Source organism: Faecalibacillus sp. MSK20_93, from assembly GCF_020589945.1.
GTDB classification, from domain to species: domain Bacteria; phylum Bacillota_I; class Bacilli_A; order Erysipelotrichales; family Coprobacillaceae; genus Faecalibacillus; species Faecalibacillus intestinalis.
Genome location: NZ_JAJDKA010000047.1, coordinates 1 through 23,352, shown reverse-complemented (window position 1 = coordinate 23,352; position 23,352 = coordinate 1). Strand labels below are relative to the sequence as shown.

27 protein-coding genes are annotated in these 23,352 nt (G+C 31.6%); 2 read left to right on the top strand and 25 right to left on the bottom strand.

Annotation, left to right across the window (positions count from 1 at the left end):
* Nucleotides 1–147: 147 nt before the first annotated feature.
* From LJD34_RS12115 to LJD34_RS12020, 20 genes are all read right to left on the bottom strand, one after another.
* On the bottom strand, nucleotides 148–579 hold the full coding sequence (locus LJD34_RS12115) for a hypothetical protein (protein WP_022002431.1): 432 nt from the start codon (nucleotides 577–579) through the stop codon (nucleotides 148–150).
* 74 nt (nucleotides 580–653) lie between these two features.
* Entirely contained in the window at nucleotides 654–2,504 is a 1,851-nt protein-coding gene (locus LJD34_RS12110) for a fructose-specific PTS transporter subunit EIIC (RefSeq protein WP_227359983.1), read from the bottom strand.
* A gap of 33 nt (nucleotides 2,505–2,537) precedes the next feature.
* Nucleotides 2,538–3,455: a 1-phosphofructokinase gene (gene pfkB, locus LJD34_RS12105; RefSeq protein WP_118473587.1), complete on the bottom strand. Its 918-nt coding sequence runs from the start codon at nucleotides 3,453–3,455 to the stop codon at nucleotides 2,538–2,540.
* A complete protein-coding gene (locus LJD34_RS12100) occupies nucleotides 3,455–4,198 on the bottom strand; it encodes a DeoR/GlpR family DNA-binding transcription regulator (RefSeq protein ID WP_022002433.1) in 744 nt (247 codons plus the stop codon). The genes pfkB and LJD34_RS12100 overlap by 1 nt, the downstream gene beginning before the upstream one ends.
* Nucleotides 4,199–4,341: 143 nt before the next feature.
* Entirely contained in the window at nucleotides 4,342–4,632 is a 291-nt protein-coding gene (locus LJD34_RS12095; protein ID WP_022002434.1) for a Dabb family protein, read from the bottom strand.
* Between the two features lie 12 nt (nucleotides 4,633–4,644).
* Complete coding sequence (locus LJD34_RS12090; protein WP_022002435.1) at nucleotides 4,645–5,415, bottom strand: SDR family NAD(P)-dependent oxidoreductase; 771 nt, start codon at nucleotides 5,413–5,415, stop codon at nucleotides 4,645–4,647.
* Nucleotides 5,416–5,468: 53 nt separating this feature from the next.
* Nucleotides 5,469–6,794 carry a DHA2 family efflux MFS transporter permease subunit gene (locus tag LJD34_RS12085; protein WP_227359982.1) on the bottom strand — a complete coding sequence of 442 codons (1,326 nt, stop codon included), beginning with the start codon at nucleotides 6,792–6,794 and terminating at the stop codon, nucleotides 5,469–5,471.
* Nucleotides 6,795–6,890: 96 nt separating this feature from the next.
* Nucleotides 6,891–7,646, bottom strand: coding sequence for a MurR/RpiR family transcriptional regulator (locus LJD34_RS12080; RefSeq protein WP_227359980.1), 756 nt, complete (start codon nucleotides 7,644–7,646; stop codon nucleotides 6,891–6,893).
* Between the two features lie 55 nt (nucleotides 7,647–7,701).
* Nucleotides 7,702–7,986, bottom strand: a complete 285-nt coding sequence (locus tag LJD34_RS12075) for a hypothetical protein (protein ID WP_032090712.1) — start codon at nucleotides 7,984–7,986, stop codon at nucleotides 7,702–7,704.
* A 13-nt stretch (nucleotides 7,987–7,999) separates the two neighbouring features.
* Nucleotides 8,000–8,836, bottom strand: coding sequence for a PTS system mannose/fructose/sorbose family transporter subunit IID (locus LJD34_RS12070; protein ID WP_227359979.1), 837 nt, complete (start codon nucleotides 8,834–8,836; stop codon nucleotides 8,000–8,002).
* Between the two features lies 1 nt (nucleotide 8,837).
* The gene (locus tag LJD34_RS12065) at nucleotides 8,838–9,683 is read right to left on the bottom strand and encodes a PTS mannose/fructose/sorbose/N-acetylgalactosamine transporter subunit IIC (protein WP_022001604.1); all 846 of its coding nucleotides are present in this window, start codon (nucleotides 9,681–9,683) and stop codon (nucleotides 8,838–8,840) included.
* A 30-nt stretch (nucleotides 9,684–9,713) separates the two neighbouring features.
* Entirely contained in the window at nucleotides 9,714–10,205 is a 492-nt protein-coding gene (locus LJD34_RS12060; protein ID WP_022001603.1) for a PTS system mannose/fructose/N-acetylgalactosamine-transporter subunit IIB, read from the bottom strand.
* A 12-nt stretch (nucleotides 10,206–10,217) separates the two neighbouring features.
* Nucleotides 10,218–10,640, bottom strand: a complete 423-nt coding sequence (locus LJD34_RS12055; RefSeq protein WP_022001602.1) for a PTS sugar transporter subunit IIA — start codon at nucleotides 10,638–10,640, stop codon at nucleotides 10,218–10,220.
* Between the two features lie 156 nt (nucleotides 10,641–10,796).
* Nucleotides 10,797–12,083, bottom strand: coding sequence for an ABC transporter substrate-binding protein (locus tag LJD34_RS12050; RefSeq protein WP_199676961.1), 1,287 nt, complete (start codon nucleotides 12,081–12,083; stop codon nucleotides 10,797–10,799).
* Nucleotides 12,076–12,756: a response regulator transcription factor gene (locus LJD34_RS12045; protein WP_117346474.1), complete on the bottom strand. Its 681-nt coding sequence runs from the start codon at nucleotides 12,754–12,756 to the stop codon at nucleotides 12,076–12,078. Before LJD34_RS12045 ends, LJD34_RS12050 begins: the two co-directional genes overlap by 8 nt.
* Nucleotides 12,749–14,050, bottom strand: a complete 1,302-nt coding sequence (locus LJD34_RS12040) for a sensor histidine kinase (protein WP_117792966.1) — start codon at nucleotides 14,048–14,050, stop codon at nucleotides 12,749–12,751. The genes LJD34_RS12045 and LJD34_RS12040 overlap by 8 nt, the downstream gene beginning before the upstream one ends.
* On the bottom strand, nucleotides 14,050–15,003 hold the full coding sequence (locus LJD34_RS12035; protein ID WP_117792965.1) for a sugar ABC transporter substrate-binding protein: 954 nt from the start codon (nucleotides 15,001–15,003) through the stop codon (nucleotides 14,050–14,052). The genes LJD34_RS12040 and LJD34_RS12035 overlap by 1 nt, the downstream gene beginning before the upstream one ends.
* 87 nt (nucleotides 15,004–15,090) lie before the next feature.
* On the bottom strand, nucleotides 15,091–15,369 hold the full coding sequence (locus LJD34_RS12030; protein WP_022001598.1) for a PTS sugar transporter subunit IIB: 279 nt from the start codon (nucleotides 15,367–15,369) through the stop codon (nucleotides 15,091–15,093).
* Nucleotides 15,370–15,454: 85 nt separating this feature from the next.
* Complete coding sequence (locus LJD34_RS12025) at nucleotides 15,455–15,946, bottom strand: type III toxin-antitoxin system ToxN/AbiQ family toxin (RefSeq protein ID WP_107030573.1); 492 nt, start codon at nucleotides 15,944–15,946, stop codon at nucleotides 15,455–15,457.
* 276 nt (nucleotides 15,947–16,222) lie between these two features.
* On the bottom strand, nucleotides 16,223–17,104 hold the full coding sequence (locus LJD34_RS12020) for a LysR family transcriptional regulator (protein WP_107030574.1): 882 nt from the start codon (nucleotides 17,102–17,104) through the stop codon (nucleotides 16,223–16,225).
* 117 nt (nucleotides 17,105–17,221) lie between these two features.
* Between LJD34_RS12020 and LJD34_RS12015 the strand changes: the two genes are divergently transcribed.
* Nucleotides 17,222–18,607: an LVIVD repeat-containing protein gene (locus tag LJD34_RS12015; protein ID WP_227359978.1), complete on the top strand. Its 1,386-nt coding sequence runs from the start codon at nucleotides 17,222–17,224 to the stop codon at nucleotides 18,605–18,607.
* On the top strand, nucleotides 18,588–19,547 hold the full coding sequence (locus LJD34_RS12010) for a D-isomer specific 2-hydroxyacid dehydrogenase family protein (protein WP_118306524.1): 960 nt from the start codon (nucleotides 18,588–18,590) through the stop codon (nucleotides 19,545–19,547). The genes LJD34_RS12015 and LJD34_RS12010 overlap by 20 nt, the downstream gene beginning before the upstream one ends.
* A gap of 34 nt (nucleotides 19,548–19,581) precedes the next feature.
* Here LJD34_RS12010 and LJD34_RS12005 read toward each other — a convergent pair whose 3' ends face one another.
* The 5 genes from LJD34_RS12005 to LJD34_RS11985 form a co-directional block, all read right to left on the bottom strand.
* Nucleotides 19,582–20,307, bottom strand: coding sequence for a sulfite exporter TauE/SafE family protein (locus LJD34_RS12005; protein WP_052010965.1), 726 nt, complete (start codon nucleotides 20,305–20,307; stop codon nucleotides 19,582–19,584).
* 49 nt (nucleotides 20,308–20,356) lie between these two features.
* On the bottom strand, nucleotides 20,357–20,782 hold the full coding sequence (locus tag LJD34_RS12000; RefSeq protein ID WP_022002546.1) for a MarR family winged helix-turn-helix transcriptional regulator: 426 nt from the start codon (nucleotides 20,780–20,782) through the stop codon (nucleotides 20,357–20,359).
* Between the two features lie 80 nt (nucleotides 20,783–20,862).
* A complete protein-coding gene (locus LJD34_RS11995) occupies nucleotides 20,863–21,303 on the bottom strand; it encodes an Hsp20/alpha crystallin family protein (RefSeq protein ID WP_117346468.1) in 441 nt (146 codons plus the stop codon).
* A 275-nt stretch (nucleotides 21,304–21,578) separates the two neighbouring features.
* The gene (locus tag LJD34_RS11990; protein ID WP_055168668.1) at nucleotides 21,579–22,799 is read right to left on the bottom strand and encodes a tyrosine-type recombinase/integrase; all 1,221 of its coding nucleotides are present in this window, start codon (nucleotides 22,797–22,799) and stop codon (nucleotides 21,579–21,581) included.
* Between the two features lie 104 nt (nucleotides 22,800–22,903).
* The gene (locus tag LJD34_RS11985) at nucleotides 22,904–23,098 is read right to left on the bottom strand and encodes a hypothetical protein (RefSeq protein ID WP_055168632.1); all 195 of its coding nucleotides are present in this window, start codon (nucleotides 23,096–23,098) and stop codon (nucleotides 22,904–22,906) included.
* Nucleotides 23,099–23,352: the final 254 nt, after the last annotated feature.

Genomic DNA, 23,352 nt, shown 5'->3' with positions numbered 1-23,352 from the left:
CTAAAAAAAGAGGCTGATGAACCTAATCCAAAAGGTTAGGTTTCTTTACAGCCCCTTTAAATTTTATGAATTCAAATCTTATTTAAAAAGATGTGTCATATGGTTTATTAAGAAAAAAATTACGAAACGAATTTGTTTCGTAGTTATTTATAAATAATTTTGTATATTTTGCGATAGTTCTTTTTCAATTTCAATAAGTTTTTCTGTCACTTCTTTTATTTTTGATGAAGCATTTTCATATTGATGCAAATATTTATAAAGTGTTTCTATTCCCATAGAACATCCTTCAAAAAGAAGTGAAGCAATTGTTTGATCATCTTCATTCATTTGTATTTTAAAATTCATTTTTAACCATGACATGCTTTTTGCGAGTAATGAAGGTTCTTTTTCTTGAAGATGATGTTCTTTTAATAAATGATCTACTTCATTTTTTAAAGTTTGATGTTTATTTTTTGAAGTAATACAGATTTCTTTGAATTTTTGATTTTTTATCACATCGAGTACCTCATCTAAAGAAGAAATTGCCATTTTTAATCCTGAATCACATTCTTTAAGTAATAAAATTGTATCATTATTCATTATATATGTTCCTTTCAAAAATAGGATTCCCCTTTTAACAAAAAAAATTCTAGGTTTTCACCTAGAATTCATTATTATTTTAAAGGTTTCTTCAATAAAGCTAAACCAAACATTCCAACAACTGAACCAACAGCTAAAGCAAATAAGTATCCAAGAGGATTAGAGATAACACCGATTACAAAGATACCACCATGAGGAGCTATTAATGTACAGTTAAAGAACATTGATAAAGCACCAGCAACTGCTGAACCAGCGACACATGCAGGTAAGATATGTAATGGATCAGAGGCTGCAAATGGAATTGCTCCTTCAGTAATAAATGATAATCCCATAATAACATTTGTAAGTGTTGTTTGTTGTTCTTTTTTAGTAAAACGATTTTTAAAGAAGAATGTTGCAAGCGCAATAGCTAGAGGTGGAACCATCCCACCAATCATAACAGCTGCCATGATATCATAGTTTCCTGAAGTAATCGATACAGTTCCGAAAACATAAGCTGCTTTATTGATTGGACCACCCATATCAACAGCCATCATACCATCAAGTAACATTCCTAAAATAACTTTACTTGAACCACCCATTGAATTTAAAGCATTTGTAAGAGCTGTATTGATAGCAGCAACTGGTGGATTGATAATAAATGTCATAAGTAATGCCATTAATAATAATCCAAAGAATGGGTATAAAAGAACAGGTTTTAATCCTTCAAATGTATCTGGTAAATAATCAAATAATTTACGTAAACCTTTCATTAAATACCCAGCAGCAGAACCAGCTACTAAAGCTCCTAAAAATCCTGAATTTCCTTGACTAGCTAATGCTCCACCAACAAAGCCAACAGCTAAACCTGGATGATCTGAAATTGACATTGAAATATATCCTGCAAGGATTGGTAACATAAATCCAAAGGCTGTATCTCCTGTTGTTTTAAAGAAAGCAGCTAATGGTGTATTTTTACCAAAGTTACTTGGATCAATTGTATAATCATCAAATAAGAAAGCTAAGGCAATTAAAATACCTCCCCCAATAACAAATGGTAACATATGACTGACACCATTCATTAAATGTTTATAGATTTGACGACCAACACTTTCATCACTTTCACTTTCTACAGTTGTAGAAACATGATCTGCATGATAAATTGGTGCATTTCCACTTAAAGCTTCATTAATTAATTCTTCTGCTTTATTGATACCATCTGCAACTTTTACTTGAATCACTGGCTTTCCATCAAAACGTGCCATTTCGACATTTTTATCAGCAGCTACAATAATAGCTTCACATTCTTCAATTTCTTTGGCAGTTGGAGCATTTTTAGTTCCACCACTACCATCAGTTTCGACTTTGATTGTAATGTCCATTTGTTTCGCTTTTTCTTCCAAAGCTTCAGCCGCCATATAAGTATGCGCAATACCTGTTGGACAAGCAGTTACTGCAAGCAAACGATAAGTTCCTGTAAATTCTTTTTGCGCTTCTTCTTTTTCTTCTTCTTTAGCTTTTTGTGTAGCTTCTTTTTGATTGATCAAATCCATAAATTCTTCTACACTTTGTGCATTAATTAAAGAATCTTTAAAGTCTGTATCCATTAACATTTGTGATAACATCGCAAGAATTTGCAAGTGTTCGTTTCCACCTGTTTTAGGGACCGCAATCATAAAGAACAGTTTTGCTGGTTGATTATCTAATGATTGATAATCAACACCATCTTTAACAACCATTGCCGCAAGTCCTGGAGCGTTTACAGCTTCACTTTGAGCATGAGGAATCGCAATTCCTTCTCCAATTCCTGTTGTACTTAATTCTTCACGTGCATAAATTCCTTGTTTATAAACATCTTGATCATTTAAGTTTCCTTGTTTTGCCATTAATGAAACTAATGTATTAATAGCTTCATCTTTATCTAAACATGTAGCGTTAACATCAATCGAAACATCTTTTTATAAATCTAAGATTTTCATTTATAGTTCTTCCACTTTTAATTGTTTATAGACTTCTTGAATCATTGAAGCTTCAGCAAGATCTTCACTAAAAGCAGTTGCTCCTCCACAAGCACTTCCAAGTTTTAAAGCTTCATCATATTTCTTTTCTTTTAAATAACCTGCAATAAATCCAGCAACCATGCTATCTCCACTACCAACACTATTTAATAATTTTCCTTTAGCACCTGCACAATAATAAACATGATTGTCCTCACTTACTAAAATTGCACCATCTTTTCCAAGAGATACAAGAACATTAATTGCTCCTTGTTCTTGTAATTTTCTTGCATAGAAAATTAAATCTTCTTGATTTTCTATTTTTACATTAAATAATTCTTCTAATTCACGATGATTTGGTTTAATTAAGAAAGGATGGTATGGTAATACTTTCTTTAATAAATCATTCGTTGCATCAACAATAATTTTAATTCCTTGTTGATCTAATTTTTTCATGATTTGTTCATAAATATCATCCGGTAAAGAAGATGGAATACTTCCTGCAAGAACTAATGTGTCGTTTTCTTTTAAATGATCTAATTTTTCAAATAACTCATTTAATTTTTCTTGAGGAATATCTGGACCACTTCCGTTGATTTCAGTTTCTTTAGCCCCTTTCATCTTCACATTAATTCTTGAAAGACCATTTTCTAACTGACATAAATCGCAGTCAAATCCTCTTTCTTTTAATTCTTTAACAATTTCTTCACCTGTAAATCCTGCAACAAACCCTAAAGCTGTTGTTTCAAGATTCAAACGACTTAAAATTGTTGAAACATTGAATCCTTTTCCTCCAGGATAAATTTCTTCTTGCTTTGAACGGTTTGTTTCCCCTTCTTCAAAACAATCAACATGCATAATATAATCCAAAGATGGATTAAAAGTAATTGTATAAATCATTAATTTCTAACCTCCACAACTGTCGCTTGTTCTTTGATTTCTTTTTCACAATGATCTGTAATAATCACCGCATCATTTATTTGACCAAAGGTCACATGATATACCTTATTAAATTTACTATGATCCGATAAAACATAACTCATTTGACAACGTTCCATAGCCAATTCCTTAATAGCAGCTTCTTCACTATCTGGTGTCGTAAAACCATTCATTAAATCAATGCCATTTGTTCCAAAGAAACCTTTAGAAAAATGATAACGACTTAATGACTTCATCGTATTAGCACCCACACATGCCCCTGTAATATTTCTCACTTCTCCACCAAGACATACTACATGAAATCCTTTAATGGTCAATTGTTGAGCTTGCATTAAACCATTAGTAATATAGTGTGCTTCCTTTTGATCTAAATATTCAATCAACTCTAAAGTTGATGAACCTGCATCTAAATAAACCACATCATTGGCTTCAATCATTCCTGCTGCATACTTTGCAATTTTTTTCTTTTCATCAGCATTTAATAACTGTCTTTTCCCTAATGGATCTTCAATCGTTTGTGTTACCTTAGGAATAAGGGTTGCACCTCCATGAACTCTTTTTAAGAATCCTTGATGATCAAGTTCTACTAAATCTCTTCGTATACTTGATTCACTCGCTCCTGTAAGTTCAACAAGAGAAGCTACAGTCACATTTCCTTTTTTATCTAATTCATTTAAAATAATTCGATGGCGTTGATTATCCATACTGATCACCTCTTACGCGTTCATTATATGACCGTTCAATCATAAAGTCAATTGTATTTTGACTGTTTAATCATAGAAATGAATATAAAATGAAAAAAAGAGCACTATTTTGAATGAATGCTCTTTGATATCTGAATGAATGCTTAAATTATATAATCTATTGCGGTAACAGTTTCCATTTCTGTACCATCCATTAATAATTTTTGATGTTCCTTTGATTGGGGATATTTTTGTAAGTCTATCAGATTAGAAAACTCAACAATTTGAATCACATCACCGAAATGAGGTCCCACAGGTGGTTGTTCACTTATATTTACCCCTACTTCACTTTTAATAATCAAAGGACAATTTTTACCAACTTCTTCTAACATTTCAACAAAATGTTTAATTTCACTTTTATCTTTTAAAGTAAATACCGATACATGTTTAATCATCTTTTCTCCCTTTTAAGCAATATGCATTCCACCATCTATAAATATTTTTTGTCCTGTTGTATGACTTGCTTGGTCACTACTTAACCATAAGACAGCGTTCACGACTTCTTGAGTCATCGCTAGTTTTTTCATAGGAATCACATGTTCTTTCAACATTGCTTCTTCATGAGGATTAGTTGAAAGTGAATTTTTGGTAAGTTCTGTTCCCATGGTTGGACCTGGACAAATGGCATTGACACGAATACCAAATGCCGCATTTTCTAAAGCTGCCATTTCTGTTAAAGCAATAACTGCTGCTTTAGCTGGACCATAAGCAGCAAATCCAGGTGCCATTTTATATCCACCAATAGAAGCTGTATTAACAATTGTACCAAAACCTTGTTTTTGCATTTGTAACAATTCATATTTTAAACAAAGAAAAACACCTTTCATATCCACATCAACTACTAAATCCCATGTTTTTTCAGAAATTTCTGTTAAGGATTCATAAGGCATACGTACACCATCTGGTCCAATACCCGCATTATTAAAAGCACAATCAAGACGCCCATATTTTAAAACAACTTCTTCAATAGCTTTTTTTACATCTTCTTCTTTAGAAACATCACAGTGAATATAAAAAGCTTCATTTCCTATTTCTTTTATTGCTTGCTTACACACTTCCTCTTTATCTACAGTAAAAGCAACAACATGGGCTCCTTTTCTTGAAAACTCAATAGCTGTTTGCTTTCCAATACCACTTGTTCCTCCGGTAATTACAACCACTTTATCTTTAAAATTCATTTTTTCTTCCTCCTTTAAAAGCAAAATATTGACTTAAAATAACAATATTAATATTAAACATTAAAAAAAATCAAAACAAACAATGCACCTCTATTTGTCCCATCATATAAATTTATTCCTTGTTGTACAAACGCTAAAATAGCAGCTGTAATGGATGTTCCTATTCCCCCTGAAAGTTGCATTAATGTTTGTAACGTAGCATTCCCATCTGCCTGTAGATTTTTTGGTAAATGAGACATCGCAGATGTCATGGTATTACCAACAATTAAACCAATGCCTAAACTATAAATAAAATAGAATAAGATACATGATTGGTATGTAAGATTTTTAAAAAAGAATAAGAAACAAAATGTAGCAATAAAGCTACAGCATAACCCTAGAACAATTGGCTTTTTAGCACCAAGACGATCAAGTATCAATCCACCTATTGGCGCAAACACAGCACCAACAATGGCTCCTGGAAGTAAAACGACCCCTGCATCTGTTGCTGGTTGTTTTAAAACAATTTGAACAAATGTCGGTAACAATAAACCATATCCAAGTGTTGTCATTTGTAGAAACATAATAGCTAAAGTATGAAACGTAAAACTTTTATGATTAAATATTTCTATACGAATTAAGGAATTTTTAATATGCAGTTGTCTTTTAGTAAAATAATATAAACTGATTATTCCAATAATAAAGCAACCCAAAACAAATACTAAATCATCAACTATCTGATTTAAATTAGAAAACCCCATAATTAAAGAAACAAAAGCTAACGCTACCGCTATAAAACTTAAAAGATCAAATTTTTCATGTTTATTAATTATTTGTTCACTCATACAAAAATAACCTATAAAACTTGCCAGAACAATAACTGGTAAAACGCAAATAAAAATATAGCGCCAAGTAAAATATTGTGTCATAATTCCCCCAAAAGTTGGTCCAATAGCGGGTGCTGCAGCCGTCACAAAAGAACCACATCCCATCATTAAACCAAGAAGTCTTTCTGGTGACTCTTCTAAAATGATGTTATACATCATAGGAAGTGCAATTCCTACCCCCGCTCCTTGTATAAATCTTCCTATAAGCAATAAAGTAAACTGTTGTGCAAAGACATCAACAATCAATCCTATTGAAAATAAGAACCCTGCTATCAAAAATAATTTTTTTGTCTGAAATCTTCTTTTTAAATAAGATGAAATAGGAATCATAATACCCATCATCAATAAATTTCCTGTTGTCATCCATTGAACAAGTGATGTTGAAATATGAAACTCATTCATCAATGTAGGAAAAGTAATATTTGTCGCTGTTTCAATCAAAACACCACAAAAAGAAAACAAACCTGCGGCTAAAATAGCGAATAATTGTTTAATAGTTAATTTTTCTTCCATAAGCCCTCCTTATGGATTACTTTACTTTAAAATAAATAAATTTCTTTTCTTTTTTATATTTCATAAACTTTCTTGACAAGATGAAAAAAATGTGCCTTAAGCACATTCTAACTCAAAGTAACGTGATACCAACATATCTATTAAATAACGAAAAAGAAGTCTTCTTTCTTTCATTTCTAAATGATCGATAGATACAAGCAAAATCCCTTCAAAAGATTTCAACATTGTTTGATCAATCAATTGGGTTGAAAGCAAAAGTTTATTTCCTTGATTTCTTAAAAGCTTTCGTAAACAACGTGAAGATTGTTTACTTAAAGCATCTTCTTCTACACCAATAACAATCAATAAATCATCCTCTTTTAACCGATCAATAGCTACCTCATTTTCATCTAAAACAAGAATATTTTTTTGAAAAAGATCTCCTTCGTATTGAACATATTGACAAAGTAAATGTGAATAAGCAACTCCATAAAGATAAATATGCTTAGCTTCTTTTATTTTTCTTACAAAGTAATCGATTTGACTTTGTTCAATCTTCATTAAATTCTTTTCAATCCAAGATAATGAATCATGAAGATGCTTCTTTGTAAGAAAATAGTTGGTATTTGTTACTTGTTTTCTAATTTCTAATTCTAATAAACAATCATCTTTAAAGGCAATATAATTATCATAAGCTAATTTTTTGATAAATTTAGAGATCTTTGCTTTTGAAACATAGCTTTTTCTTGCAAGTTCTTCAATGGACATAAAAGCAACTTCTTTTAAATTCATTTTAATATAGTTACAGATCATATAATCGATATCACCTTGTTGACTGTTATTTAAAATTGTATTGATTTTATTTGTTATCATAATATCACCAGATAAAGTATAACATAAAAACCGCCTAAGCGGTTTTTTGTATGAGTTATAGAGAGTTTTTATATTTAAAGGAAAACTGATCAACAATTTTATTTATGTTTTTCTTACCACTGTAAATAGCCTTTCCAACAAGGATAATCGCTAATATAGATATTATTATTAATATGATTGCAAAGATTTTTACAAATAGGATATTTGAAAAATAATACATCAATAAGACTCCCAGAGAGGAAAGGAAGAACAAATTGCGTAACCATTTTATAAGATTATGAATCATTTTCTTTTGATAGTTAATTTCATCTATATATCCTTGTTTTTCTTGACTATTCATCTTTTTTCTCCTTTTAATAAGATAATCCTGGATTGAAGAATCCAACAAACACACCAATAAAGGCAACAACAACTAATAATAACATTACTTTAATTGGTGACATTTTCTTTTTAGATAATAAATACCAACATCCAACAACAAAGACAGCTGTTAATAATCCTGGATAAACACCATCTAATGTTTTTTGTAAATCTAAGAATGGTTTTTTAGCTCCAGCTGCTGTCATCGTAAATGAAGTTGTTACTGAAATCCATGTTGCTGATACAGCACCGATAACAATACCACCTAACATTGTTACTGATTCTCTTAAAGCTTCCCCTTGAGGACCAACTAAGAAATCAACCGCTTTTCCACCTAATTCATATCCTTTGAAATATAAGAATTTCATTCCAAAGTAAGCAAATAAGTTCCATACAATGATGTACATGATAGCTCCAAGAGGTGAACCTCCTGTAGACATACCTAAAGCAATACCAAGTAAAATAGGAATAACTGTTCCTACAACTAGGGAATCCCCAATACCGGCGATTGGTCCCATTAAACCAGCTCTTAAACCGTTGATTGTTTCATCATCAACATCTTCTGTTCCGTTGGCACGTGCTTCTTCTAACCCAGCTGTCATCCCAACAATAACAGTACCAAGTTGAGGTTCTGAATTAAAGAAAGCAGTGTATGTTTTCATTGATCTTGCTTGATCTTCTTTTTTATCATAAAGTTCTTCTACTACTGGTAACATAGAGCATAGATAACCAAAAGTTTGCATATGTTCTTGAGAGAAGCATGTTAAGTTTCCATAATACCAATTGTGGAAGGATTTAGTTAATGTTTTTTTAGATAGTTTCTTTTCCATCTTAAATATCCTCCTCATCTTCATCATCAAAGTCTCCTGCAGGTGCAGCTACTCTTTGATTTTGTAACATTTTTAATTTGTAGTTAATTAAAGCAAACATACCAGCAATCACTGTTGCTGCAACTAAATTGATTCCCATTGAAGCAGCAAGAGTAAATCCAAAGAAAAATGGAATGAAATCAACTGCTTTTGTAACAATTTGTTTTAATAAGATTGCAATTCCGACACATGGTAATAATGATCCAACTGTAAATAAAGTTTTCATAGCTAATCCATCCATAGGTAATGTTGTTTTAATAAGTTCAACAACATCTGCTCCTAATTTACACATAATTAAGGCTGGAATAAATGAACATAAAATATGTGAAATCCAAGGTAATACCATATCTACAAGATATAATTTATGATAATCCCCTTTTTCAACAGCTTTCCATCCAACATGTTGCCATGCTAAGTTGATTGTTGCTGTTCCATAGAATAATACTGTACCTAAAGTACCAACCATTGTTCCAAATGAAGTTGCAAGAGCTGCTCCTTCTTTTGTGGCAGCTGATAAACCATAACTATTTAACGCTACCATTGCAAGTGGAATCCCAATGTAACTTACAGCACGAACGTCTGCTGAAACGGTTCCACCTGGAGTAACTAATGCAATGTAGACAACTTGCATTGCTGCCCCTACTAAAATACCTGTTTTGATATCTCCTAAGATAATCCCACAAACAAGTCCCCCAATTAAAGGACGACCTAATGTGTAGTTACCAAAGGAAGTACCACCTAGTCCTGGCATACTTGATAAACAAGCAAATAAACCAAGTAATGCCGCTTGTAACCAACTAATTGTCATAATTTTTCTTCCCCTTTATTTATATATTTGTTAAAAACCAAATTTATCTTTAAAATCATCCCATGTTCCAATTGAAACATCTGGTAATAAAGCAAATTTGATTGTATAACCTGCTTTAGCCAAAGCTTCAAAAGCTTCTGCTTCTTCTTGTGTAATCGATTGATTGTTTCCTAGTTTTGTTGCCCCTTCACGATCATTACAAGGTCCAACAATAACTGTTTTAATACCACAATCAAATCCTTGATCAACAAGAATTTTTTTCATATCAATAGGATTTTTAGTAATTAAGAAATATTGATCTTGACTATCTAAAACCTTTTGACTTTTCTTTTGCCAAGCTTCCATTGTCCATACAAATGTTTTCTTTCCACTGGCTGATTTGTAAGCTGCTTTTAATACTGAATTATTTGCTGCTTTATCGTTTACAGCCACTAAACCATCGCATGGGTATTCTCTTGCCCAACGTGTACATGTTTGACCGTGAATCATACGATCATCAATTCTAATAAATGAAACTGACATTTTTCTTCCTCCTTAAATATCATCTTCGTCGTCTTCTACGACTTTAAATTCTTGTAAAGCAGTTGTTGCTTCACTTAAGACAGCTTGTACAAAGGAATCTCCTTGTAAAGTATCTTTCATTAATACTGAAGTAAGGGCTAATGGTAAATTCATCCCACCAATTGTTGTTGTCTTTTCCATTAAACCTTTTTCAGCTAAAACATTTAAAGCAGTTGTAAGTGGTGATCCTCCTACAATATCCGCTAATAAAACAATTTCATCATCTTCATGAATGTCCTTAACACTTTCTTTAAAGATTTCCGCAAATTCATCTGCTGTCTTTCCATCAGGTAAACCTGAAGCAATCACATCATCCCTTTGTCCTGCCAACATCATTAATGATGTTTTTAAACCAGCTGCAAATTCACCATGACTTACTAATACTAAATATTTCATGTCCTTCCCTCCTTGCACCTATAGAATACCAAATATGAAAGCACTTGCAATGTGTCTTCAATCACGACTTTTAAGTGACAAAAATCATAAAAAAATTGACAAATATCATTCCAACTATGACATTTGTCATAAATAAAAAAGATAGCCACAAGCTATCTATTTCAATTCATTTTCTAATTTCTTTTGTATCTTATTAAGATCATTATCAATTGTTCCTTGATCAATACTTTGATTAATCAAATAATCTGCTTTTTCTAGAATATTTTCATATTCTTTAAACTTTGGTTCTACTAACGTGTTTTCTAAAATCTTATTTAAAACATCTGAATCTAAAGAAGCATAAGAAACTGCATCCTGTGCTAAGATTTCCTTTGTTTTCTTTGATAACATGACCTTCTTTAAAGGAGAGGCTCCCTTCGAATTATCAAGTAGAGATTGTTGAATATCTTCGTCCATCGTCAACATTTTTAAAAATTCCCACGCTATTTCTTGATGCTTTGTTTGTGAAGACATTCCTATTAATGAAGTGTCTAAATGTGTTGTAATCGTATTTGATTTTGTTCCCGGCATTGAAATACAACTCCATTTAAAAGATGTATATTTACTAATACGATAAGGATAAGGTTGGTAGGTACGGTATTGAGCAAAGGTCAAAGGACAAAAAGCAACTTTCCCTTGATCAAAATCTTCTGATGAAACTTGATAGCCATTTGATAAAGCTTTAAGCTTTGTCAAATATAAAAACGCTTCTTTGACTTCTTTTTTATCAAGATGACAATTATCTTCTTTAAAAACTTGTAACCCATAACAATCAAGAACATCTTGCCAATCAAAGCCATAATAGCCATATTGATCGATGACACCATCATTATTTGTATCCTTTGTAACTTGATTACTAATATTATAAAAATCATCAATAGTCCAATTACTTGAAGGAATAGCAATACCTTCTTTGGTAAGTAAATCATGATTGATACACATAATTGTTGGATTGATTTCATAAGGAAGTGCATATTGACTTCCATTATTTCCAGCAAATAAAGCACTTTGATAAAAAAGAGAAGTATCTATTCGTTCTTCTTTAATAAGTCGATCTAAATTCTTTAAAATACCAATAGAAGATAACGTATTAAAATCATCAGGAAGTACCATAAACACATCAGGTGTTGTTCCTTTGGTAATTTCATTAGCAAGCCATGAAGAATAATCATCTTTTATAATTCCACTTTTATACTCAACATGAACATTGGGGTATTTCTTTTCAAATTTCTTGATTGCTTGATCAATAACTTGATAACTTTCCCCATTAGGCACATCCCAACTACTTCCAGCATAAAGTCCTAAAGTAAGAGTAATATCACGACTTGGATCATTGATCAAACAATAAATAAGAACTAAAGAAAGACTTACTAACGTAAGAATACCCTTTTTTATTCTAGTCATTATCGTCACCAAATTCTTGCATTGTGACCCCTGTTTGAACAGCCCAGATGGCAAGTTGCGTACGATCACGTAATTCTAATTTTGACAAAACAATGCTAACATAATTACGCACAGTTCCTTCTGATAAATAAAGTTTTTGAGCAATTTCTTTATTAGATAAACCAAAACCAACTTGTTGAATAACTTTCAATTCAGCCTGTGTCAAATCTTTTGATAAAGAATCATCGACTTGGATAGCATAATTACTCATAGACATCTTGGAAAAAAGTTTAAATACTTTTGTCGCAATATCAGGATTGATCATCGCTCCACCATTATAAACTGTACAAATGGCATGATAAAGTTCATCCATGCTGACGCCTTTTAACAAATAACCGCTTGCTCCATATTTTAAAGCACTAAAGACAAATTCATCATCATCAAAAGTGGTAAGGATAATGATTTTAATATCTGGATATTTTTCTTTGACCGCCTTTGTACAATAAACACCGTCCATTTCTGGCATACGAATATCCATTAAAATAACATCCGGCCTTTCTTTTTTTATACTCTCAAGAACTGCAAAACCATTTTCAACAGCATCTACGACTTTCAAATCTTCATGTGTTGATAAAACAATTTGTAAAGATTGTCTAATAAGTTCTTGATCATCTGCAATCATCACTTTAATCATCTTTTTTTCCTCCTATTTTTGGTATTTCTACAACTGTTCTAAATCCTTCTTCACTATAAAAATGTATCGTTCCATTTAATATGGCAACACGTTCATGCATTTGTTTCAAGCCATATCCATAATGAATTTCCTTACAGCCACTTCCATTATCTTGCATAATAATCATATATTTTTCATCTTCGTCAAAAAGATGAATTTCAATATGAGAAGCATGTCCATGTCTTAATGCGTTTGTCATCGTTTCTTGAATAATTCTAAAAATAATATCTTCTTTCGTATTTTCAAAATCAACATTTTCCCATTCATAATACAAATCAACATTTAAATGAGAAACACTTTGAAATTCCTCAATCATTTTAATCAAACCATCTTTTAAAGTTCTTTGATCAAGTGCTCCCGGTCTTAACTTATATAAAGAACGTCGAACATCTTTAATACTTTCACGAACAACATTACTAATTACCAAAAGTTGTTCTTTTGACTTTTGTGGATCAATATCAATCAAAGCAATACAAGCATCAATTCCCGCCGAAATACCTGTTAAGGCATGTCCTAAAGTATCATGTATCTCTCTTGAAATTCTTTTTCTTTCTTTATCTTCTGCCATTTTTTCAGATAAAGCAGAATACGTTTTTAATTCATCATTGACTTTTGAAGCAAGTTGAAGTTCTTTACTGATTTTCTTTGTTTCTTCTTGTTGAACTAAAACTTGGCAAATAAGATAAAGAATAAAAACAACAACATTTAATGAAGCTAAAATATTTTTAGCAAATAACATAAATGTACGACTCGAATTTGGATAAAATGATAAATAAGATTCAATACTTGGCATATGTATAATATTTGATAAAATATTATAATCTGAAATCAATAATAAACCAAAGGCCATTAATAAAAGTAAGGCCATATGTTTAATATTTCTCATATTATAAAGTAAATCAGCAAAAACAAAGAGTAAAATTCCATTATAGGAACCATTTAAACGAATAATTAATAAAAATGAAAGAATAATTTCAATATAAACAAGACCATTCGCCATTTTTAAATTATCTTTTTCTCTTAATTTCATTAATAAAACAAGAATGATAAAAAGAAAAATTGATTCAAAAAAGATATTTTGTGGTGTTCTAGTAATATAAGATACTTTATTTAAGAAATCTCGTGCATAATAATGCACTGAAATATATTTGGTAGAAAGTAAAAATAAAGAAGCATTATAGATAATAACAACCGCATTAATAAACAATAATGAATCTTTTAACTTTGTAACATATTCTTTTGTAAGATGATTCATTATTGCCACCCCGTTATATCATATTCTTCTATATTTTCTTTGGTAATCAATTTTGTTGGAACAATAATTGAGCGTTTATACTTTTTATGATGTAACATCTTATAAGCCACCTTGATTGTTTCTTTTCCTAAAGAAGTAGGTGATTGTGAAGATGTCCCCACAATCTCTTTCGTTTCTGCCAACAATTTCTTTATATTTGGTGAACCATCAACTCCGTAAATAAAAACATCATGCCCTAAATCATTTTCTTCTATAGAAGCCAGTGCTCCTAAAGCCGTTGGATCATTCAAACAAAAGACAACATCAAAATCAATTCCTTGTTGAATAATTTTATTTAAAGCAGGTAAAGCAAGTTCCGTTTGTCCTAAACAATCTTCACTTCCTACAATTTGATAATTCTCATTTAAAGCAACTGTATCTTTAAAGCCGTTGATACGATCAACCGCTGACAAGGCTTTAGAATGTTCAAGTAAAGCAATACGTGCATGATCAAAGCGTTGCATCATATCTTTAGCACACTGTACTCCTGCATCATAATTATCTGAAACAACTGTACAATCTGCAATTTGATCATCACTAATAGGAGCATCGACTACAATAATTTTAATTCCTGCTTTTTTGACTTCTTTTAATGTTTTATTAATACTCGAAGATTCAACAGGATTAATAATTAAAACATCTATTCCTAAAGAAACAAGGTCTTTGATTTGTTCATTTTGTTTTTTAGGATCCAAAGCTGGATCTCTAGTATATAAAACATCCCCATGATTATTAACAACATTTTCTATTTCATTATTTACAGCTTTATAGAAGGTATTATTCATTGTCATATAAGTTGCTCCAAATTTAATTTGTTTAGTATCAGTGTTTAAATAATGGTGATAGACAAAACAAATCATAATAAGGCTTACAATACATGTTATTTTTAAAGCTTTATTTTTATAAAAAGACATGCGTTTTCCTCCTATTCTCCCTTTATTTAATTTTAATGATTTTTGTCATCTATGTAAATATGACAAATGTCATAAAAAAAGTTGATTCTATTTTTGAATCAACTGTTTTGCATATTTTATAATACTACTTCCATCTAATAAACCATAATCTCTTAAAGAAATTACGCCTACCGGCACTTTAACTACCTTTTTAATTTCCTTTAAATCTTCACTTCTTTGTGGCGTAAGTAAAACTACATCGGCCTCTTGTAAATGCTCATTTAAAAACACTTCAATATCCATTAATTGACTTTTAGCTACTTCTTCTATTTTACGAACAAGCATATTTCCTGAAAAACCTGGTTTTGACAATAATGTTATCTTCATATAAGACCTCCAAACACATAGTACTAATATAATAAATGAAATAGCTAAAATACACAATATCTATTTTAGTTGTTTATTTATATTTTCATTGATCACACAATGCTTGTAATTTTAAATAATCACAACAAAAACTCGTCAAAAATTCATCTTTCTTTACAAAAACAGCATTGACAACGTTATTAATTTTTCTTTCTATTTCTTCACGAGTAGATTGTTTCTTTAAATATATATACTCATTATTTAAATAATCTTTATACTTATCATTATTAATATCTATTCTTTTATATACACCTTGAGGAACAGGTATCATGTTATTAATAAGCAATGCAGCAATGATTTCGTGACTTTCGTTGTAAATTTCTACTGTTGTTCTCGGATTTCTTCTTTTTCCATTTTTTCTTAAAGGCTTTGAAGTTAATGGTATAAAATATGTATAATCTTCTATTCCAACAATAATTCCTACAAATCTTCTACCCAATTTTAAATTCACTCTAAAATCATACTGAAATAAATACTGCCTATAATCGCTTTCTATATCATATAAAGCAATTTTATTATCTTTTAAATGTATTTTCATATTTTCTCTCTATGAAGAAAAACGAAGAACTCATAAACTAGAATTCTTCGTTTTAAATCGTCCACTATAGCAGGATCTCTCTCGTTTTAAATCGCCTACTAAAGCAAGGCCACTCTCGTTTTAAATCGTCCACTATAGCAGGACCTCTCTCGTTATCGATATTTCTATCTACAAATAAATTATACATTTTTTAATGTATAAGTCAATTACTATTAAATATAGAAATCAACCATTATTAGTATATGAAGTATACTTTTATTTATACTCTTTTTGTCTCTATTTATTAAAACATTCTATGAATTCTTTAAGCAGTTTATTTCTATCTTTTTTAAGATAAATAATTCCATAATCTATTTCTAAGCTTTCTTGAAGAGAAACAACCTTCACACTCTCATCTAAATCTTGAATTGAAAAAGCATAATCCGGTAAAATACCAATTCCATAACCACTTAATGTTAAGGCAAGTACAGCTTCGATGTCATCTTGTCTAATCACATTTTTTTCTCTTACTTTTGTTGAAAGAAAATGTTCAAGATCATCTTCCTTTAATTTAGGAATACTTTTTTGTCTTAGTGTAATAAAAGAACAATCTTGGATTTCATTAAATGAAATCATTTCTTTAGACGTTTGAAAGATACTCTTAGGAATAATGGCTTTTGTTGTACTTGTTGAAAGCTTTCTAAAAGTACACTCTGGTCGATCTTGCATCATTATTTTAGTTCCTAAAATAAAATCAAGTTGATTTTCAACAAGTCGATTCACTAATTGAAAATAGTCATCTAAATAAATACGTGGACTAACCCTTGAATTTTCTCTATGAAATAAACGTAATGCTTGGGTAAGGTATTTTGTTTCTTGTGACATTGTACAACCTATTTTTAAAAGAGTTTGTTCATTGCTTTTTACGGCATTTAAACGATTAGGAATAGCTTCCATACGTAATAAGATATCATGAGCATCATGATAAAAGATTTCGCCTGCTGTTGTTAGCTGTACTGATTTACTATTTCTAATAAAGAGTTTAACACCAAGTTCCTCTTCTAAATGTTGAATATGATGTGTTACTGTTGGTGGTGTGACATAAAGTTCTTTGGCAGCTCTTGTAAAGTTTAAACGATCAGCCGCCACAACAAAACATTTAAGTTCTTGACTATTCATTTTTTCGCCTCTTTTTTATTCTAGCATTAGAATTTCTTTAACGCCATTAATTTAATGTTAATTTACTTTTTTAAATCTTGTTTTAAAATAAAAGTAGATAAATAAGGAGGACAAACAATGTCACAAAGAAAAGAAATGTTGATGAAAAATATGGAATTTGTAGCTTATGAAGGATTAAATGGAAAACCTGGTTTTCAAATGACTCTTCATAAAAGCAAAGAAGATCGTTATTATCTTTATGTTGCTTGTTTTAGACATAATGGTTTTAATATTATTGATGTAACCGATCCTTATCATCCTACTCCTTCTAAATGGGTAGAAGGCCCTTGGGTCAAAGAAGGCATCAAAGATGGTCAAAGTCTACCAAAGATACAATCAGGGGATGGTTATTTAATTACAGCTCATGGTGGAACGATGGATGTTTTACATGGAACTCCTAAAGGAAATACCCTTCCTTTTTGGGGTGGTATGATGATTTGGGATATTGAAACAGATCCTATGAATCCAAAACTTTTAGGTAAGTTTGAATGTAAAGGAATGGCAGGCGTTCATCGTTTCTTCTATAATGGTGGCCGTTATGTTTATTGTGTAGGAAATAAGCCAGGTTTTTTAACTTTTATTTTAAGAATCATAGATATTCAAGATCCAACCCATCCAGTAGAAGTAGGTTCATGGTGGGCAGATAATCAATACCGTGCTAATAAACCTGGTGGTGGTCATGTTGCCTTTGGTTCAAAAGAGTTCTTAGAAATGGCAACAGTTCATGCTGTTACTGTTAAAGATCATATTTGTTATGCTGCGGTTGCAAACTTTGGCGCTTGTCAAATCGATGTCAGCGATCCCACAAATCCACAATTAATCGGTTATTTACCAATGAATCCACCTTTTGGAGGAGGCGCTGCTGGGATGTCTATTCATACTTACATGCCTTTAGGTGATTTACCTTATGCGGTTGTTTCTACTGAAGGAGAAAGACCCCGTTATTTTTCTAACGAAAATAAAGACGGTCTCTTTAAAAAGCTTGTAACACAGCCAATGAATACGATTGGAATTGTCGAAACTACAGATTCGACAAATCCATCACTTATTTCTATTTTCCCATATCCAGAAGTACCTGTTGGATATACTCATGGAAAGAACTTTAATATTGTTGATGGTGTTCGTGTTCCTTTTGGACCTCATAATTTATTTGATGCTTTTGGAAAAGATTGTTATGAACCTTATAAAGGTTTAATTTATAATTGTTATTTTGGAGCTGGACTTAGAGTCTTTGATACGACGGATCCTTTTATTCCAAAAGAAATTGCCTACTTTATGCCTCCTGATCCAGAAGTTGATCTTTTTAATAATGAAGATGGCACTTTATTACCAGGTTCTAAAGTCGCAATTACCGAAGATTGTTTAGTTGATGATCGTGGTTTTATTTATGTTGATACATTCCAAGACGGTCTTTATATTGTGAAATTGAAAATGGAGGATTCATATGAAAATTTATGCTTATGAAGTAAGACAAGATGAAATGGGTTATTTTAAAGAATATGAAAAGAAATATGGTGTTTCTGTTGTTTTAAATCACCAAGTACCCACTTTAGAAAATGCAGATAATGTAGATGGATGTATTGGTGTAACTATTTTAGGTCAAGGAGACATTAATGCAAAACTATTAGATAAATGGTATGATCTTGGTATTCGCTATGTTTCTTCTCGTACAATTGGTTTGAATCATATTGATTTAGAACACGCTAGAGAAATTGGAATTCAAGTATGTAATGCGAAATATCCACCTAATGGAGTTGCCGAATTTGCTTTAATGCTTTTATTAATGTGTATGAGAAACTATAAACAAGCTTTATGGCGAGGACAAGTCAATGATTATTCTTTAAGTGGTTTACAAGGAAAAGAACTTCATGATTTAACCGTTGGTGTTATGGGAACTGGAAATATTGGACGTACGTTTGTTCAACTTCTTTCTGGATTTGGTTGTCGTATTTTAGCTTATGATCTTCAGGAAAATGAAGATGTTAAAAAATATGCAACTTATGTAGATAAAGATACTTTATTAAAAGAAAGTGATGCCATAAGTTTGCATCTTCCTTTATTTAAAAGTACGTATCATCTAATTAATAAAGAAACTATTCAAAAAATGAAAGATAATGTAATTTTGATCAATTGTTCCCGTGGTGAACTTATTGATACGGAAGATATTATTGAGGCTATTGAAAGTAAAAAAATTGGAGCTTTAGGACTCGATGTTATTGAAGGAGAAGAAGGCATTACGCATATCGATCATAGAAGTGATATTCTTTCTAATAAAAATATGGCTTATCTCCATCAATTTCCTAATGTCATCATGACTCAACACATGGCCTTCTATACAAATACAGCCGTTAAAAATATGGTTAAAAGCGGTATTAAAGGTATCATAGAAATGGCTAATCAATAAATAAAAAATTGAGGATTCATTCCTCAATTTTATTTTATGAAAATAAAAAGATAACAATTCCAAGAACAACAAGAACAATTCCTGTTGCTCTATTTAAGGTTTTAGGAGTTGCTTTATTCGCAAATAAAGCAGCAATTCTTGCCCAAATAAGAGTAAAGAGAATACATAAAATCCATACTGTTAAATTAGGAAACCCGCCAATCATAAAATGTGAAATAGCTCCAGTAAGGGCTGTAAAGGTCATAATAAAAACACTCGTACCTACTGCCGTTTTAAGTTCATATCCCATGACTGTTGTTAAGATAAGAAGCATCATCATGCCTCCACCAGCTCCAACAAAACCACAAATAAAACCTATACAAGTTCCACAAATTATAGATTGGATTGCTCTTTTTTTAGAAGAAACATTATTCATTGCTTCTTTCGTTGTCATTACTGGTCTAACAATAAATTTAACTCCTAAAATAAAAGTCATAAAAACTGAAAAACTTCCCATTGTTGAAGATGGTAAAAGACTTGCCGCATAACTACCTACTACCGTAAAAATAAGTACACTTACCATCATCAATAAACCGTTTCTAATATCTAAATTTTTATTTTTTCCATAAGTATAAGCTGAAACCGCACTGGCAAGGACATCTGATGACAAAGCAATACCTACTGCCATATAAGGATCCATTTTCAAAAAAGCAATGAGCATTGGGCTAATAACAGCAGCCGCTGACATTCCTGCAAAACCTGTTCCTAGACCTGCTCCCATTCCAGCAAAAAAGGTTACAAGAATAATAAATAAAATATTTGTTTCCAATTTATTTTTCCTCCAATAAACAATCTATATTTTTTTTCATAAGTTCTAATGTTTCTTTAAATATCTTTTGATGCTTTTCATCAATATCTGAAAAAAGTGAAGAAAAGAAATGGTTTTGAAACGCTTTTCCTTTTTTTATAACATCATTCGCTTTTTTATTCAAAACTAATTCAACTTTTCTTCGATCTCCTGGAACATCTATCCTAGATAAATATCCTTGATCAACTAACTGATCCACATGAATTGAAACAAGGTTTGCTTTGATTTTTCTTATTTCCACAATATCTTTAGCATATTTATATTGGGGGTTATTTCCCAAAAACATCAAAATATCAAACCCTGTTTGCTTTAAATGAAATTCATTACAAAGATCTTTACATTGTTGATGATAAGCAAGTTCTAATTTTCTAGCAAAATCAATATTCATATTATCACTCCCTTCATTTTTAGATAGTTCATTTTTGAACTATTTTAAACAATAAAAAAAGAAATGTCAAATGACATTCCTTATTCAATGCTTATTGTAGAAGTGTTTTCAATTTGTTTCATATCTGATTTAGGTACTGATAAACGAAGTACTCCACCTTCATATTTAGCTTTGATATCTTCTTTTGGAATATCTCCTAAATAGAAACTTCGTGTCATATTTCCAACATATCTTTCTTGACGGATATAACGTCCATCTTTGTCTTTTTCATCTTTATCCAAGCCTTTACTTGTTGATATTGTCAAATATCCATTTTCATAGTTGACATTGATATCTTCTTTCTTGAAACCTGGTAAGTCAACATCTACTTCATATGTCGTATCTGTTTCTCTGACATCTGTCTTCATCATGTTTCTTGCATGTTTTCCATACAATGGATTTTTCTTTCCAAAGAAATCTTCATCAAAATCATTAAAGAAATCATCAAATAAGTTTTCTGTAAATAAGCTAGGCATCATCATAAGTCATTTCCCCTTTCAATATAAATGCTTAGTCATTAGCATCGTTACTTCCAGCGGTGTTAACTCTTGAAACTAGGACCTTTTTTAATACCTTTCCTAATTTCTAAATACATTATAGTTCTTACTTTTAGCACTGTCAAGATATGAGTGCTAATTTTTTGAGATTTTTTTTGCAAACCCTTTAAAATCAATGGTTTGCAGTATCTTATTTCTTTTGAAATTGTGATTTTTTCTGTTTTGACACCAATTTGACACCAATTTCTCTTTTTGTGGTGTCAAGCATTTAACACCATACTATCTAGTCTTGCAATCTCATTTTCAATCCTTGTCAGCTCTCCAATATGGTTATACACTTCCATTGTTACATCTATATGAGCGTGTCCCATAATATATTGAAGAACTTTTACGTCCATACGGCACTCTGCCATTCTGGTACAAGCTGTGTGACGCATTACATGAGCTGAAAACTTTGGTAACAGCTCTGCTTTCCTATGCTCTTTTTTTGCTCTCTCTACTTCGGTTTTGTTATATGCGTCTACAATGTTGTATAAAACACTATTTACGCCATTCGGCATAAGCGGTCTGCCCGATTTTGCTGTAAAGACAAACCCCGAACACCCGTCCACCTCAATGCTCTTATCCTTTGCAAGCATAAAATTGATTTTTCTTTGTTCCTCAAAGGCTTTTGCAACTTCTTGTGTCATAGGTATAATACGAATACCCGACGACGTTTTTGGTGTTGAGATATGGAACTTGCAACCGTCGCCTAAATTCTTATAAATGAGCTGATGGTCTACATTAACCGTTTTTGCCTTGATGTTTATATCTTTCCATGTAAGACCAATAAGCTCCCCACATCTTAACCCCGTACCAATCATTATGGTAAACATAGGATAATATGTGTTATAGACATTGCTCTGTTTTACAAACTCCATAAACTTTTCTTGTTGAGAAACTGTTAAGGCTTCTTTTTCCTCTGCTGGTTTTCCATAATCACTAATGGAACTTTTTGCAGGGTTCTTTCGGATAATATCATCATCAACAGCCATTTCTAATGCAGGATAAAGCAGGTTGTGAATATACTTGATTGTAGAATAAGCATATCCAGCTTTGGAAAGTTTCGCATAATACGCTTTAATATGTGAGGGTAAAAGCTGAACAACTTTAATATTTCCAATCTCGTCTTTTACTCTGTTTTCCCAAGCACGAACATAACTAACTCTTGTAGTATCAGCTAGCTCACGAGTTGCCATATAACGCTCAAACAACGTGTTAAGCGTCATTTTTTTGATTGCTCCGTCTGTCAATATATTATCTTCCATATCTTTTGCAATCTGCTTCTCTTTTTCTCGAAGCTCTGGTAAATCTTGTGCATAGACTGTCAATCTCTTGCCTGTTCTTACGTCTGTATAACGATAACTGTATCTTCCATCATTACGCCAGTTTTCGCCCTCTCTTAATTTTCTTCCTTTTGGGTCTTTTCTACTAATTGCCATGAGAACCATTCCTTTCTGAAAAAGCCTCTTTTCTTGTTCTCACAGCGTGCTTTGTCCTTTCTTATTATACTACACACGCCAGAGAACATAAATAGAAAATCGCTCTATTCTTCCAAATATAACAAGTATTTCTTGACTTTTTCTATGGAATAAAGAACCCTGCGACCTATCACAATTTTTGCTCCTGCCTGCTCGCCAATCTTTCTTGCAGTAGCACGACCACAAGATAACCTAGCAGACAGTCCCTCTATATCAACAGCAATCGGCTGTTCCGTTGCTCTTATCTTCGTTTTATTCATATTCCAACACCTTACCTCGCTGGAACATCACATCATTTAACACATCAGTATTTAACATAATGTAACACCCCCTTTACTGTGTGTCTATTTATAAGTTACATAAGCAGACAGACGGCTTTGGAAAGCTCCATTAGTATCTCAACTATTCCCATTCTTGTGGGCAGAACCGCACCATGCGGACGTATCATTATTCTGTGAGGATAGGTCATGGCAAAACGACTTTTCCAACAGTCGCTCTCGGATCACTGCGTGAG